Source organism: Kitasatospora sp. NPDC002227 (genome assembly GCF_040296285.1).
Lineage (GTDB): Bacteria > Actinomycetota > Actinomycetes > Streptomycetales > Streptomycetaceae > Kitasatospora.
On sequence record NZ_JBEOWY010000016.1, the window covers coordinates 40,074 to 54,790 of the forward strand.

At 73.6% G+C, this 14,717-nt stretch carries 12 protein-coding genes; 10 read left to right on the forward strand and 2 right to left on the reverse strand.

Going from position 1 to position 14,717, the window contains the following annotated elements:
• The first annotated feature begins 160 nt into the window (after positions 1–160).
• Positions 161–859 carry a class III extradiol dioxygenase subunit B-like domain-containing protein gene (locus ABT095_RS17050; protein ID WP_350530213.1) on the forward strand — a complete coding sequence of 233 codons (699 nt, stop codon included), beginning with the start codon at positions 161–163 and terminating at the stop codon, positions 857–859.
• Between the two features lie 12 nt (positions 860–871).
• On the opposite strand, the gene ABT095_RS17055 is transcribed toward ABT095_RS17050, so the two are convergent.
• Positions 872–1,108 (reverse strand): antitoxin, encoded by a 237-nt coding sequence (locus ABT095_RS17055; protein WP_350530214.1) that lies wholly within the window; start codon positions 1,106–1,108, stop codon positions 872–874.
• Positions 1,109–1,215: 107 nt separating this feature from the next.
• On the opposite strand from ABT095_RS17055, the gene miaA reads away from it, so the two are divergent.
• The 5 genes from miaA (at position 1,216) to hflX (ending at position 7,780) form a co-directional block, all read left to right on the forward strand.
• A complete protein-coding gene (miaA, locus tag ABT095_RS17060) occupies positions 1,216–2,160 on the forward strand; it encodes a tRNA (adenosine(37)-N6)-dimethylallyltransferase MiaA (protein ID WP_350530215.1) in 945 nt (314 codons plus the stop codon).
• A 230-nt stretch (positions 2,161–2,390) separates the two neighbouring features.
• Positions 2,391–2,873, forward strand: a complete 483-nt coding sequence (locus ABT095_RS17065) for a hypothetical protein (protein ID WP_350530216.1) — start codon at positions 2,391–2,393, stop codon at positions 2,871–2,873.
• A 67-nt stretch (positions 2,874–2,940) separates the two neighbouring features.
• Positions 2,941–3,801 carry a diaminopimelate epimerase gene (gene dapF / locus ABT095_RS17070; RefSeq protein ID WP_350530217.1) on the forward strand — a complete coding sequence of 287 codons (861 nt, stop codon included), beginning with the start codon at positions 2,941–2,943 and terminating at the stop codon, positions 3,799–3,801.
• 257 nt (positions 3,802–4,058) lie between these two features.
• Entirely contained in the window at positions 4,059–6,272 is a 2,214-nt protein-coding gene (locus ABT095_RS17075) for a RelA/SpoT family protein (RefSeq protein WP_350530218.1), read from the forward strand.
• A gap of 8 nt (positions 6,273–6,280) precedes the next feature.
• A complete protein-coding gene (gene hflX / locus ABT095_RS17080) occupies positions 6,281–7,780 on the forward strand; it encodes a GTPase HflX (RefSeq protein ID WP_502884900.1) in 1,500 nt (499 codons plus the stop codon).
• 57 nt (positions 7,781–7,837) lie between these two features.
• On the opposite strand, the gene ABT095_RS17085 is transcribed toward hflX, so the two are convergent.
• Complete coding sequence (locus ABT095_RS17085) at positions 7,838–8,968, reverse strand: trypsin-like serine peptidase (RefSeq protein WP_350530219.1); 1,131 nt, start codon at positions 8,966–8,968, stop codon at positions 7,838–7,840.
• A gap of 264 nt (positions 8,969–9,232) precedes the next feature.
• On the opposite strand from ABT095_RS17085, the gene ABT095_RS17090 reads away from it, so the two are divergent.
• Genes ABT095_RS17090 through ABT095_RS17105 form a run of 4 tightly spaced genes read left to right on the forward strand, consistent with a single transcriptional unit; the run spans position 9,233 to position 14,715 of the window.
• Positions 9,233–11,023, forward strand: a complete 1,791-nt coding sequence (locus ABT095_RS17090; RefSeq protein WP_350530220.1) for an IucA/IucC family protein — start codon at positions 9,233–9,235, stop codon at positions 11,021–11,023.
• Entirely contained in the window at positions 11,020–11,577 is a 558-nt protein-coding gene (locus tag ABT095_RS17095) for a GNAT family N-acetyltransferase (protein ID WP_502884901.1), read from the forward strand. Before ABT095_RS17090 ends, ABT095_RS17095 begins: the two co-directional genes overlap by 4 nt.
• Positions 11,578–11,597: 20 nt before the next feature.
• Positions 11,598–12,977, forward strand: coding sequence for a lysine N(6)-hydroxylase/L-ornithine N(5)-oxygenase family protein (locus ABT095_RS17100; protein ID WP_350530222.1), 1,380 nt, complete (start codon positions 11,598–11,600; stop codon positions 12,975–12,977).
• Entirely contained in the window at positions 12,955–14,715 is a 1,761-nt protein-coding gene (locus tag ABT095_RS17105; RefSeq protein WP_502884902.1) for an IucA/IucC family protein, read from the forward strand. Before ABT095_RS17100 ends, ABT095_RS17105 begins: the two co-directional genes overlap by 23 nt.
• Positions 14,716–14,717 lie beyond the last annotated feature (2 nt).

Genomic DNA, 14,717 nt, shown 5'->3' on the forward strand with positions numbered 1-14,717 from the left:
GAACGGCGCGAAGTCGGGAGACGACAGGCCTGTGCCTTCCGCACTCGCGCCGTTCCTCGCGCCCCTTGGACAGTGCAACCGGGTCATAGTGCGTCGGTCGGCGAGGAGCTTGGTCGGCCGCGCCCCTGATGTGGTTGCTGTCAGTGGATAAGGTGACGGCATGCTTGTAGCTGCCGCGATCTGCCCCTGCCCGCCACTGCTCGTGCCCGAGGTCGCCCAGGGGGCGGCGCCCGAGTTGGACGGGTTGCGGGAGGCGTGCGGCGAGGCCGTCCGGGCTGTGCTCGAGGCCGGGGTCGAGCTCGTGGTCGTGGTCGGGGCCGGGCCGAGCGGCGGGGTGTGGACCGAGGGCGGGGCCGGGACGTTCCGGGGCTACGGGGTGCCGCTGGACGTGCGGCTGCCATCGGGCGGGGTGGACGGGCCGGAGCTGGCCCCCTCGCTGACCGTCGGTGCCTGGCTGCTCGAGCAGGCCGGCGCCGCGCTGCCCACCCACGCCTGTGCGGTGCCCGCCGACGCCTCGCCCGCCCGCCTGCTCGGCCTGGGCGAGGGCCTGGCCGAGCTGGCTGACCGGGTCGGCCTGCTGGTGCTCGGCGGCGGCAGCGCCTGCCGTACGGTCAAGGCGCCGGGCTACCTGGACGAGCGGGCCGAGGCCTACGACGCCGCCGCCGCGCAGGCCCTCGCCACCGCCGATCTCGACGCGCTGGCGGCGCTCGACCCGGTGCTCTCCGCCGAGCTCCTCGCCGACGGCCGCGCCCCCTGGCAGGTCCTCGCCGGAGCGGCCCGCGGCACCGGCCTCAAGGCACGGCTCAGCTACGACGAGGCGCCGTACGGCGTCGGCTACTTCGTCGCCGCCTGGAGCTGAGCCCGCAGCAGGTCAGCCGGCCGCCGGGCCGTCGTCCTTGGGCTTGGCGGCGAAGCTGTCCACCGCGTCCTTCGCCTTGCTGGTGCCGTGCTCGATCTTGTCGCTGTACTTGTGCTTGGTGGCCTTGTCGACGGCGGCACCGGCCTTCTCCACCACCTCGTCGATCTTCTCGTTGTGCTTGCCCGCCAGCTCGCTGGCCTTCTCCTTGAGCTCCTCGGCCTTGCCCTTGAGGGTGTCCTTCAGGCTCATGGTGGTCTCTCCTCGCTCCTGGTCACCGAACCGGATCAAATCACCCATATCCTTCCACGGCCAGGTGCCCCGACACGTGTGATCCGGTCTTTTGCGAGACTTGGCCTGTGAGCAGCTCTCCCGTCCCCGCCTCCGTGCCCCGCGTCGTCTCCGTGGTCGGCGCCACCGCCGCCGGAAAGTCAGACCTGGCGGTCGCCCTCGCCCGTACCCTCGGCGGCGAGGTGATCAACACCGACTCCATGCAGCTCTACCGCGGCATGGACATCGGCACCGCCAAGCTGACCGTCGAGGAGCGCGGCGGCGTCCCGCACCACCTGCTCGACATCTGGGACGTCACCGAGGCCGCCAGCGTCGCCGAGTACCAGCGGCTGGCCCGGGCCGAGATCGACCGGCTGCTCGCCGAGGGCCGGGCCGCGGTGCTGGTCGGCGGCTCCGGGCTGTACGTCCGGGCGGCCGTCGACGAGATGGAGTTCCCCGGCACGGACCCGGCGATCCGGGCCCGGCTGGAGGAGGAGCTGGCCGCCGTCGGCCCCTGGGCCCTGCACCAGCGGCTCGCCGAGCTGGATCCCGCCGCCGCCGAGGCGATCCTCACCAGCAACGGCCGCCGGATCGTCCGGGCCCTGGAGGTCATCGAGCTGACCGGCCGCCCGTTCACCGCGAACCTGCCGACCAACACGGCGGTGTACGACACCGTCCAGATCGGGGTCGAGCTGCCCCGGCCCGAGCTGGACGAGCGGATCACCCTGCGGGTGGACCGGATGTGGGAGGCCGGGCTGCTCGAGGAGGTACGGGAACTGGAGAAGCTCGGCCTGCGCGAGGGGCTGACCGCCTCCCGGGCGCTCGGCTACCAGCAGGTGCTGGCCCATTTCGCCGGTGAGTGCACCGAGGCCGAGGCGATGGCCGAAACCGTACGGGCCACCAAGCGTTTCGCCCGCCGTCAGGAGTCGTGGTTCCGCCGGGACGACCGGATCCACTGGCTGGCCCGCCCGGCCGGCACCGATCCGGTCGAGTTGCACGACCGCGCCCTGGAACTGATTCAGGCTCAGGTCTGACGCCGGCAGGGGGTCGCTGTCGGCCATCGGGTGGTGCATCTGCAGGTGCAGGGAGAACTCGGGGTCACGGCCGCATCACGTCATGGCCACGGATCACCCGAAGACCCCGGAGGACGCCTCGTCCACGACCCTGCACATGCCATCATCGGGAGGACCAGAGGTCGGTCGCGCGGGCCGTCCTCACCGCTCACGGGCCACCGCACCCGTGTCGAACCGTCAGGGGAGGCCGCGTGTCGACGGGTACCGGCCCCGAGACCGACCAGTTGTCGCACGACGTCGACAGCTCCGAACTCACCCTGCCCGGAACCCTGGTGCCGACCTCCTACGCGATCGCCGTCCCCGCGCTGCCCGACCTGGCGGTGCCCGGGGTGGTGCACGAGCGGGAGATCCGCCCGCGCCGCCGGCTCCGCTGGTGGCAGATCCTGCCGATAGCGCTGCTGGCCGCCCTCGGCTCGCTGATGTTCGCCTTCCCGCTCGCCTTCGGGACCAACGACAACGCCTCCTCGATGATCGGGATGCTCGGGCTGCTGCTGACCGCCGCCTCGCTCGGCTGGGGCGCGATGGCCGCCCGGAAGGCCGGGTACAAGTGGCCGGGCGTGCCGCGTCGCGGCAGCGGGCTGCGGGCCAGCCGCAAGGCCCTGGTGCTCTACACCCTCGCGGTCGTGGTGGCCGTGGCGCTGGCCGTCTGGCGGGTCGTGCACCTGCGCGGCTGAGCCGCGCGTCCCAGCATGCGGTCGTGTGTTTGATCGTCCGGCGGTTTGGGTCAGTACCATCGGCGGTGTGAGCGCATCCACCACCTCCGGCCTGCCCTTCCTCAAGGGGCACGGCACCCAGAACGATTTCGTGATCATTCCCGACCCGGACGGCGTGCTCGACCTCGGCGCGGATGCCGTGGCCGCCCTGTGCGACCGGCGGGCCGGGATCGGCGGCGACGGGCTGCTGCGGGTGGTCCGCTCGGCGGCCGACCCGGCGGCGGCCGCGCTGGCCGGCCAGGCCGAGTGGTTCATGGACTACCGGAACTCGGACGGGTCGATCGCCGAGATGTGCGGCAACGGGGTCCGGGTCTTCGCCCGGTACCTGGTCGACGCCGGTCTGGTGAAGCCGGGCCCGCTGGCGGTGGCCACCCGGGCCGGGGTCCGGCAGGTCGTCGTCCAGGACGACGGATCGGTCACGGTGGACATGGGCAGGGCGGTGCTGCCCGGCCCGGACTCGATCGTGGTGACGGTCGGGGACCGGCAGTGGCCCGCGCTCAACGTCAACATGGGCAATCCGCACGCGGTCGCGTTCGTGGCCGATCTGGCGCACGCGGGCAAGCTCTACGAGGCTCCCGAGGTCTCGCCGGCCGGGGCCTACCCGGAGGGCGTCAACGTCGAGTTCGTGGTGGACCGGGGGCCGCGGCACGTCGCGATGCGGGTGCACGAGCGCGGCTCGGGCGAGACCCGCTCCTGCGGCACCGGCGCCTGCGCCGTCGCCGTCGCGGCGGCCCGTCGCGACGGCATCGACCCGGCCCTGACCGGCGAATCCGCCACCTACACCGTCGACCTCCCGGGCGGCCGGCTGGTCATCACCGAACACCCGGACGGCCGCATCGAGATGACCGGCCCCGCCGAGATCGTCGCCTCCGGCACTTTGGCACTCTGAGGCACTTGCACCATCTGCTTGGGGGCGCGGGGAACTGCGCGAGAGCGGAAGACGACCGGCCCGAGGCCTCCCGCTTCGCGCAGTTCCTCGCGCCCCTGAGGTGGTTCTCGCCGTTTCCCAGTTACCGGGCGCGTCAATCCGCCCGTTCGGGTGATGGTGGTGACGGATGGGGAGCGGGCCGTCGCGGAACGTGCTGTGCTCGGTAGCATGGACCACCGGGTCGGGCGTCGCCTCGGTGCTGGTTGCCGGAGGTGCAGATGACCATCCGCCCCGAGCTGAGGCTGAGCCGGGCCGTCCTTGGGCGGGCCGGCCGTGCGGCGGTGCTCGCGACCGGCAGGCCTCCGGTGCCGGACGCGATCGAGCCGATCGTGGAAGCGCACCGGCGCCACCACCCCCAGGCCGATCTTCCCCTGCTCGGCCGGGCTTACCGGACGGCCGAGACCAGCCACCGCGGCCAGACCCGCAAGAGCGGCGAGCCGTACATCACCCACCCGCTCGCCGTCACCATGATCCTGGCCCAACTCGGGGCCGGGACCACCACCTTGGTGGCCTCGCTGCTCCACGACACGGTCGAGGACACCGAGATGACGCTGGCTCAGGTGGCCGCCGAGTACGGCCCCGAGGTCGCGTATCTGGTGGACGGCGTGACCAAGTTGGAGAAGGTGGACTTCGGGGCCGCCGCCGAGGCGGAGACCTTCCGGAAGATGCTGGTCGCCACCGGGGACGACGTCCGGGTGATGGTGATCAAGCTCGCGGACCGGCTGCACAACATGCGGACGATCCGTCACATGAAGCCCGCCAGCCGCCTGCGGATCGCCAAGGTGACCCGCGAGGTGCTGATCCCGCTCGCCGACCGCCTCGGCATCCAGGTGCTCAAGGCCGAGCTGGAGGACATCGTCTTCGCCACCCTCCACCCGGAGGAGTACGCGCGGACCAGGGCCCTGATCGCCGCCCACGAGGCCGAGCCGGACGGGCTGCTGCAGCCCTTCGCGGCCGCCCTCACCCGGCAGCTGGCCGAGGCCGGCGTGTCGGCGACGGTCACGGCGCGGCCCCGCCACTGCGTGTCGCTGCACCGCGTGCTGCTCAAGCGCTCGGCCGCCACCGGGCCCCGGCCGGCCGACTTCGGGCGGCTGCTCGTGGTGGTGGAGGAGAGCGCCGACTGCTACGCCGTGCTCGGCGAGCTGCACACCTGCTGGGTGCCGCTGCCGGCGGAGTTCAAGGACTTCGTGGCCGCGCCGAAGTTCAACCTGTACCAGTCGCTGCACACTGCCGTCGCCCTGCCGGGCGGTGAGGTGGTCGAGGTGCTGGTCCGCACCCGGGCGATGCACCGGGTCGCCGAGTACGGGGTGGTCGCCCTGGGCGATCCGCACCAGCCGGCCGACCCGCAGCAGCCCGAGCAGCCGGAGTGCGACCGGACGGACCCGGCCCGCCCCGGCTGGCTGAGCCGCCTGCTCGAGTGGCAGCAGGAGACCCCTGATCCGGACACCTTCTGGTCGGCGCTGACCGCCGACCTCTCCGACGATCGCGAGATCACCGCCGTCACCGAGGACGGTGAGACGCTGCAGCTGCCGGCCGGGTCCACCTGCGTGGACGCCGCGTACCTGCTGGGGGAGGAGACCGGGCACCGCTGTCTGGGGGCCAGGGTGAACGGGCGGCTGGCCGCGCTCTCCACCGTGCTCGGCGACGGGGACGTGATCGCCGTGCTGGTCGAGCCCGGCGGCGGCCCGGCCGAGCCGTACCGGGCGCCGGGCGGCCCGAGCCCGGAGTGGCTGGAACACGCCCGAACCCCCGGCGCGCGGCTGGCGATCGAGCGCTGGCTGGCCGAGCACCCCACCCCCGTCCGCCCGGTGCAGCCGCGGCGGTCGGGCCGGTCGGGGCCGCCGGCCGCCGAGCCGGAGCGGCCCGGGCGCGGCGAGCGGCCGATCGAGGTCGGCGGCCGCCCGGGCGCGCCGGTGCGGCTCTCCGGCTGCTGCACGCCGGTGCCGCCGGACGAGATCACCGGGTACGCCGTCCGCGGCGGCGCGGTGGCCGTGCACCGTGCGAGCTGTTCGGGCGGGGCGCAGCTACGGGCGGCCGGCCGGGAGCCCGAGGCGGTCAGCTGGGTGGCCGGGGCCAATCCGGGGTACCGGGCGACGCTGCACGCCGAGGCGTTGAACCGCCCCCGGCTGCTGGCGGACCTGACGGCGGCGATCTCGGGCGAGGGCATCGGGATCGTCTCGGCGGCCGTGGAGCCCCCGCAGGAGTTGCGGGTCCGGCACAGCTACACCGTCGAGCTGCCGCATCCACGCGCGCTGGCGGCGGTGATGCGGGCGATGCTGCGGGTCTCCGGGGTGTACGACGTGTTCCGGCCCGGCGCCGCCGGGGTAAATGGGGATGACCCGGTCACCCCGGGCGTGCGAACATCGGGGGGAATGCCCGGCAGGTCCGAGGTGTTCACCCACATGGCGCACCAGCCTCCCCAGACACCGTAAGGACGCAATTGACCTCCACGTTCGACAGCCGCAACCACTCCGCCGAGTCCAACCGTCGACTCGCGGACCTCCGGGCGGAAGCCCTGATGGACGAGGACCTCGCGGCGATCGACGAGGACCTCGACCAGTACGACGGCGATCAGTACGACCGCAGTGAGCGTGCCGCACTCCGCCGTGTCGCCGGTCTCTCCACCGAACTCCAGGACGTCACCGAGGTCGAGTACCGCCAGCTCCGTCTGGAGCGCGTGGTGCTCGTCGGCGTGTGGACGGACGGCACGGTCGAGGAGGCCGAGAACTCGCTCGCCGAGCTGGCCGCCCTGGCCGAGACGGCCGGTTCCGAGGTGCTGGACGGTGTGATCCAGCGCCGCGACAAGCCCGACGCCGCCACCTACATCGGCTCCGGCAAGGCCAAGGAGCTGCGGGACATCGTCGCCGCCTCCGGCGCCGACACCGTGGTCTGCGACGGTGAGCTCACCCCGGGCCAGCTGATCCACCTGGAGGACGTCGTCAAGGTCAAGGTGGTCGACCGCACCGCCCTGATCCTGGACATCTTCGCCCAGCACGCCAAGTCCCGCGAGGGCAAGGCGCAGGTCTCGCTCGCCCAGATGCAGTACATGCTGCCGCGTCTGCGCGGTTGGGGTCAGTCGCTGTCCCGGCAGATGGGTGGTGGTGGCTCCGGCTCCTCCGGTGGCGGTATGGCCACCCGTGGTCCCGGTGAGACCAAGATCGAGACCGACCGGCGCCGGATCCGCGAGAAGATGGCGAAGCTGCGCCGGGAGATCGCGGACATGAAGAAGGGCCGCGACACCAAGCGCCAGGAGCGCCGTCGCCACCAGGTCCCCTCGGTCGCGATCGCCGGCTACACCAACGCCGGCAAGTCCTCCATCCTCAACCGCCTGACCGGCGCCGGTGTCCTGGTGGAGAACGCGCTGTTCGCCACCCTGGACCCGACCGTCCGCCGGGCGCAGACCCCGAGCGGCCGGGTGTACACACTGGCCGACACCGTCGGATTCGTCCGGCACCTGCCGCACCACCTGGTCGAGGCGTTCCGCTCGACCATGGAGGAGGTCGCCGAGGCGGACCTCATCCTGCACGTGGTGGACGGTTCGCACCCCGAGCCGGAGACGCAGCTGGCCGCCGTCCGCGAGGTGATCGTCTCGGTCGAGGCACAGAACGTGCCGGAGATCGTGGTGATCAACAAGGCGGACGCCGCCGACCCGCACGTGCTGCAGCGCCTGCTGCGCCGTGAGCCGCACGCCATCGTGGTCTCGGCCCGTACCGGGCAGGGCATGGCGGAGCTGCTGGCCCTGATCGACGAGGAGCTGCCGCGCCCCGCGATCGAGGTCGAGGTGCTGGTGCCGTACACCCAGGGGGCGCTGGTCTCCCGGGTGCACGCCGAGGGCGAGCTGATCTCGACCGAGCACACCGCCGAGGGCACGCTGCTGCGGGCCAAGGTGGCGGCCGAGCTGGCGGCCGAGCTGGAGATGTTCAGCGTGGTCGCCCAGTAAGGCACGGTTCGACAGGAAGGGGCGCTCGCATTCGTGCGAGCGCCCCTTCCTGCTGGGTCACTGCTTGCTGAGGTAGTCCAGCGCCTGCTTGGCCACCGTCTCCAGGTACGGGCCGCTGAGCGTGGTGTGGTCGAGGGTGCCGATCGAGGTGTTGCTGACCAGGGCCTGGCGGCCGTCGCGCATCCTGGCGAACCAGCCGCCGCCGCTGGCGCCCGCCGTCATGGTGCAGCCGATGGTCATCATGGCCGGGCGGCTCGCGTCGAAGGAGAGCGGCACGGGCCGGCCGCCGTCGCAGCGGTCCAGCTCCTGGCCGTCGAAGGGGGCCACCGCGGGGTAGCCCCAGGCCGAGACGGTGAGCTGGTCGCGCGGGGCGTCGAACCAGACCGGGACGGAGGTGCCGACCGTCTCCTCCAGCGACTTGCCGGGGGAGTCCGGGTTGTGCACCCGCAGCACGGCGAAGTCGTACTGGTTGGCCGCGCCGCTGCCGTGGTCGCCCTCGGCCGTCCACTGCGGTGAGGTGATCGCCTTGTCCGCCCACCACTCGCCGAGCGGGGCGACCTGCTCGAGGGTCGCGTGCTTGCCCGCGCTGGCGGCGCCCGAGCTGTTGTAGGCGGGTACGAAGATGATGTTCTTGTACCAGCTGCCGCCCTTGCCCTGGTGCACGCAGTGGCCGGCCGTCCAGACCAGGTTGCTCTTCCCCGGGTGCGCGGGGTCGGCGATCACGGTGGCCGAGCACTGGCCGGTCTTGCCGTCCGGTGCGGAGGTGAAGATCTTTCCCGAGGCCGGGTAGGCGGTGTACGGGCGGGTGACCGGGACGGCCTTGACCGGCGCGGGATCGGTCGTGACGGTGCCGCCGGCTCCGGCGGTGGGTGTCGGGGTGCCGGTCGGCGGGGCGGGCTCCTGGGGAGTGGCCTCCTTCATCCGGTCCGGGTTCCAGCGGTCCTTGACCACGGGGTTCTGCAGCACGTGCTGCTTGGCCCACTTGTCCCAGTCGGTGAGCTTCCACTTCTTCAGCTCGTCCCAGCTCTTCGGCAGTCCGTCGAGCAGGTGCGCCCGCGAGGCGGAGGCGGAGGCCGAAGCGGAGGCCGAGGCGCCGGGGTCGTCCGGGTGGACGGAGGTGCAGGCCGACACGGCGAGCAGCAGCGCGGCGCTGAGCGCGACCCCGGCGGTGTGACGTATCGCTGGCAAGACTGCGGCCCCCAAGACGTGTGACGACTTCCCCGGGAGGAGTCTCCCACCCGGGGGTGTGGGACGTCCGCCACGGCCCCGTGGTTCCGCCGGACGGCGCCCGGTCCGGCGTCGGGCCGGTAGGTCACCCCAACGGGTGGGTGATGCAAGGGGATTCACCACAACGAGTGAGCTGATCTTGTGATCAGCCATCAGGCGTAGCTAACCCTTAGGTGTCGCGCATCGGAGCCCGCGAGCCCCCGGCCCCCGACGCACCCCCACACCATGGCCTGTCTGGCCGTTGGAGGAGCCTTGAGCACCGCCCTCACCGGAGCCCCGCCCGCCCTCACGAACCGCACCGAGACCGCCGACCCGCTGCTCCACCCCGACCCCGCGCTGGCCGCCGAACAGGCCGGAGTGGAGAGCCTGCTGCGCTGCTGGGCCCGGGAGACCGGGGCGCGGCCGGGCCCCGACGGGCAGCTGCGCATCCCGGTGCTCGGCGGTGCGGCGCAGCTCGCCGCCCCGGTGCGGCACTGGTCCGCCTGCGGCTGGCACCGGTTCGGCGCCGTCACCCTGGCCGGCGCCCCCGGGCGGGCGGACACCCCCGTGGACGCGGTGACCATCGCCGCCCTGGTCGCCAGCGCGGCCGCCGAGCGGCCGGACCCGGGCCAGGTGGCCGACCTCGCGGCCCGGGTCGCCGACTCGGTGGCCCGCACCGCCGACGTGCTCGCCCACCGCCGCGCCACCCCGGACCCGGAGGGCTGGCCCTTCCTGCGCGCCGAGCAGGCGCTGCTGCTCGGCCACCCGCTGCACCCCACGCCGAAGAGCCGCGACGGCCTCGGCCCCGCCCAGAGCGCCGCCTTCTCACCCGAGCTGCGCGGCTCCTTCCAGCTCCACTGGTACGCCGTGGACCGCTCGGTGCTCGCCGCCGACTCGGCCACCGGCACCGCCGCCGAGGAGCTCACCCGGCAGCTGCTCGCAGCCCCCGGCCTGCTGCCCTCCGGCATGGCCGCCCTGCCGCTGCACCCCTGGCAGGCCCGCGAGCTGGCGCTGCGCCCCGACGTGGCCGAGCTGCTCGCCGACGGCCGGCTGCGCGACCTCGGCCCGCACGGCGCCCCCTGGCACCCCACCTCCTCGGTGCGTACCGTCACCCGGCCCGGCACCCCCTGGATGCTCAAGCTCTCGCTGGGCCTGCGGATCACCAACTCCCGCCGGGAGAACCTGCGCAAGGAGGCGCTGCGCGGAGTCGAGGTGCACCGCCTGCTCGAGGGCGGCCTCGGCGCCCGCTGGCGCGCCGCCCACCCCGGCTTCGACATCGTCCGCGACCCGGCCTGGATCGGCGTCGACGGCCTGGGTGATCCGAACGGCCTGGACACCGTGCTGCGCCAGCAGCCCTTCCTGCTCGAACAGCGCGCGCTGTGCGTGGCCGGGCTGGTCGCCGAGCGGCCCTACCAGCGGCTCGGCTCGCAGCTCGGCGACGTGCTGCACGGACTGGCCGCGCGCTGCGGGCGGCCGCTGCGCACGGTGGCCACCGAATGGTTCCTGCGGTACCTGGACGCCGTGGTGCTGCCGGTGCTCTGGCTGGACGGCCGGGCGGGCATCGCCCTGGAGGCGCACCAGCAGAACAGCCTGGTGCTGCTCGACCAGGCCGGCTGGCCGGTCGGCGGGCGCTACCGGGACAACCAGGGCTACTACTTCCGCACCTCCTGGGCCGACCGGCTGGAGGCCGCGCTGCCCGGGATCGGGCTGGCCAGCGACACGTACGTCGCGGACCGGGTGATCGACGAGCGCTTCGCCTACTACCTGGGCATCAACCACGTGCTCGGGCTGGTCGGCGCCTTCGGCTCGCAGGGCCTGGCCGAGGAGGGCGTGCTGCTCGCCGCGCTGCGCGGCTTCCTGGCCGGCCCGGCCGCGACGGCCACCGGATCGAGCCTGCCCGCCCACCTGCTCGACTCGCCCACCCTGCAGTGCAAGGCCAACCTGCTCACCCGCCTGGGCGGGCTGGACGAGCTGGTCGGACCGGTGGACGGCCAGTCGGTGTACGTGGACATCCCCAACCCGGTGGCCGGGCCGTGACCGAGCTGCCCGAGCTGGGGACGATGCCGACGCCCGCCGGGGTGTTCGAGCTGCGGCCCGTCCGGCTGCCCGGTGACCTGCCGCTGCTCACCAGCTGGATGAACGACCCGGAGGTGGACGCCTTCTGGGAGCTGGCCGGGCCGCCCGCCACCACCGAGGCCCACCTGCGGGCCCAACTGGAGGGCGACGGCCGCAGCGAGCCCTACCTCGGGCTGCTCGACGGCACCCCGATGAGCTACTGGGAGGTCTACCGGGCCGACCTCGACCCGCTGGCCGAGCACTACCCGGCCGAGCCGCACGACATCGGCGTGCACCTGCTGCTCGGCCCGGCCGAGGCCCGCGGCCGGGGCCTGGGCACCACCCTGCTGGCCGCGCTCGCCGAGGAGATCCTGCGGGTGCGGCCGGAGTGCGGGCGGGTGGTCGCCGAGCCCGACCTGCGGAACACCCCGTCCGTCCGGGCCTTCCGGAGCGCCGGGTTCCGCTTCGCGGCCGAACTCGACCTGCCAGCCAAGCGCGCCGCCCTGATGATGCGCCGCCGACCGCTCGCCGACTGACCCCGACCCCTTAGGACACCATGACGCCCCCGGACAGCTTTGACGACGAGCAGCCCGAACCGCACGACCTCCTCGGCATCGGCATCGGCCCGTTCAACCTGTCGCTGGCCGCGCTGGCCGACCAGGTGGACGGCCTCGACGCGCTCTTCTGCGAGGCGAAGGAGGAGTTCCGCTGGCACCCCGGGATGCTGGTGGACGGGGCCCGGATGCAGGTGCCCTTCCTCGCCGACCTGGTCTCGCTGGTCGACCCGACCAACCCCTGGTCCTTCCTCAACTACCTGCGCGACCAGGAGCGGCTCTTCCCGTTCTACTTCGCCGAGCGCTTCCAACTGCCCCGCCGCGAGTACGACCACTACTGCCGCTGGGCCGCCGAGCGCTTGGTCAGCTGCCGCTTCGGCGCGGCCGTGACGGCGCTGCACTGGGACGCCTCCCGGGAGACCTTCCGGGCGGAGGTGACCGGGCTCGGTGAGGTGCGGGCGCGCAACGTGGTGCTCGGGGTGGGCACCGAGCCGGTGCTGCCCGAGGCCTTCGCGGCGCTGCGCGGCCACCCGGCGGTCTGGCACAGCGCCGAGTACCTGCCGCGCCGCGCCTCGCTGGCGGGCGCCCGGGACATCACCGTGGTCGGCTCCGGCCAGTCCGGCGCCGAGGTCTTCCTCGACCTGCTGCGCACCCGGGGCGCCGACGGCACCCGGCTGCGCTGGCTCACCCGTACCCGCGCGCTCGCCCCCATGGAGTACTCCAAGCTCGGCCTGGAGCACTTCACCCCCGACTACACCCGGTACTTCCACGGCCTGCCCGGCGCCGTCCGCGACCGCCTGGTCGAAGCCCAGTGGCAGCTGCACAAGGCCGCCAGCGCCGAGACGCTGGCCGAGATCCACGACCACCTCTACGAGCGCACCATCGGCCGCCCGCTCGGCGCCGACCCGGTCGAGATCATCCCCGGCACCGCCGTGGTCGAGGCGCTGGCCGGGCCCTGCGGCGGCTTCGAACTGAGCTGCCGCCACACCGACTCCGGCGCCCGGCACGTGGTGCGCACCGACGCCGTGGTGCTCGCCACCGGCTACCGGGCCGTCCGCCCCGCCACCCTGGACCCGATCGCCGAGCTGATCGACTGGGACGAGCAGGGCCGCTTCCGGGTGGACCTGGACCACCGGGTGGCCGCCCGCTTCTCCGGCGGCCTGTACGTGCAGAACGCCGAGCTGCACACCCACGGGGTCGGCACCCCCGACCTCGGCCTCGGCGCCCACCGCGCCGCCACCGTCCTCAACGCCGTGACCGGCCGCGCCGTCCACCAACTGCCCGCCCGCGCGGCCTGGACCAGCTTCGGCGCCCCCGGCCCGGCCGCCGTCACCCTCCCGCGACCCCAGGAGGGGCACCGTGCCGCAGCAGCCACCCGCTGACCTCGTCCTGCCCGCCGGGCTCACCGCCGCGCACTGGCGCCGGGCGAGCCGGGCCCTGCTGGCCAAGATGATCGCCGAGTTCGCCTACGAGGAGCTGATCACCCCGGTCGCCGACGGCGACGGGTACCTGGTGGAGCTGCCCGAGGCCGACTACCGCTTCCGGGCCCGCCGGGGCGCGTACGGGAGCTGGCGGGTGGACCAGGGCTCGCTGGACGGTGACCCGCTGCTCTTCCTCCGGCACGCCCGCGGCGTGCTCGGGCTCTCCGGCGACACCCTGGGCCACCTGATCCGCGAGCTCACCGCCACCCTGGTCGCCGACACCCGGCTGCTGGCCGAGGAGCTCACCGCCGCCGAACTGGCCGACCTCGGCCACACCGAACTGGAGGGCCGCCAGAGCGGCCACCCCTGGATCGTCCCCAACAAGGGCCGGCTCGGCTTCTCCGCCACGGACTCGGCGGGCTGGACCCCGGAGGCCCGCACCCCGCGGCAGCTGCCCTGGATCGCGGTCCACCGCCGCCTCGCCGAGTTCCGCGGCGACCGGGAGCTGTACGCCGAGGAGGCCTCGGGGGTGAGCGGCGCGCCGTCCGAGGACTACCTGGTGCTGCCCGTGCACCCCTGGCAGTGGGACGAAGTGGTGGTGCCCCTCTTCGCCCCCTGGATCGCCTCCGGCGAGATCGTGCCGCTGCCGGGCGACGGCGACCTGCGGCTGCCCCAGCAGTCCATCCGCAGCTTCTTCAACCTCAGCCACCCCGAGCGCTGCACGGTCAAGCTGCCGCTGTCCATCCTCAACACCCTGGTCTGGCGCGGCCTGCCGACCGAGCGCACGCTGGCCGCGCCCGCCGTCACCGCCTGGATCCACGGGGTGCGCGACGCCGACCCGTTCCTGCGCGACGAGTGCCGGGTGATCCTGCTCGGCGAGCTGGCCTCCGTCACCGTCGACCACCCGCACTACCGCGGCCTGCCCGAGGTGCCGTACCAGTACAAGGAGTTGCTCGGCGTGATCTGGCGCGAGCCGCTCGGCCGGTACCTCGACCCGGGCGAGCGGGGCCGCACCCTGGCCGCCCTGCTGCAGGTGGGCTCCGACGGCCGGGCCCTGGTCACCGAACTGGTCGCCCGCTCCGGCCTGCCCGCCCGGGACTGGCTGCGGCGGCTGTTCGCCGTGCTGCTCCCGCCGCTGCTGCACTTCCTCTACCGCTACGGCACCGCGTTCTCCCCGCACGGCGAGAACGCGATCGTGGTCTTCGACGAGCGGTGCACCCCGGTACGCCTGGCGGTCAAGGACTTCGTGGACGATGTCAACATCAGCGACCAGCCGCTGCCCGAACTCGCCGCGCTGCCCGAGGAGGTGAGCGGGGTGCTGCTGCGGGAGACCCCGGCCGGGCTCTGCCAGTTCCTGCACTCCGGGCTGTTCATCGGGGTACTGCGCTACCTGGCCCCGCTGGTCGAGGAACAACTGGGACTGCCCGAGCACGAGTTCTGGACCCTGGTGGCGGAGCGGATCCTCGCCCACCAGCGGCGCTTCCCCGAACTCGGCGAGCGCTACCGGCTGTTCGACCTCTTCACGCCCACCATCGACCGGCTCTGCCTCAACCGCAACCGCCTGCTGCTCGACGGCTACCGGGACCGCCCCGAGCGCCCGCACGCCGCCGTGCACGGAGCGGTGGACAACGCCCTGTGCCCCGGCGGCCCGGTCGCTCTGCCACCCCGACGCGCACGGGTTGTCACCCCCGCGCCGTAGGG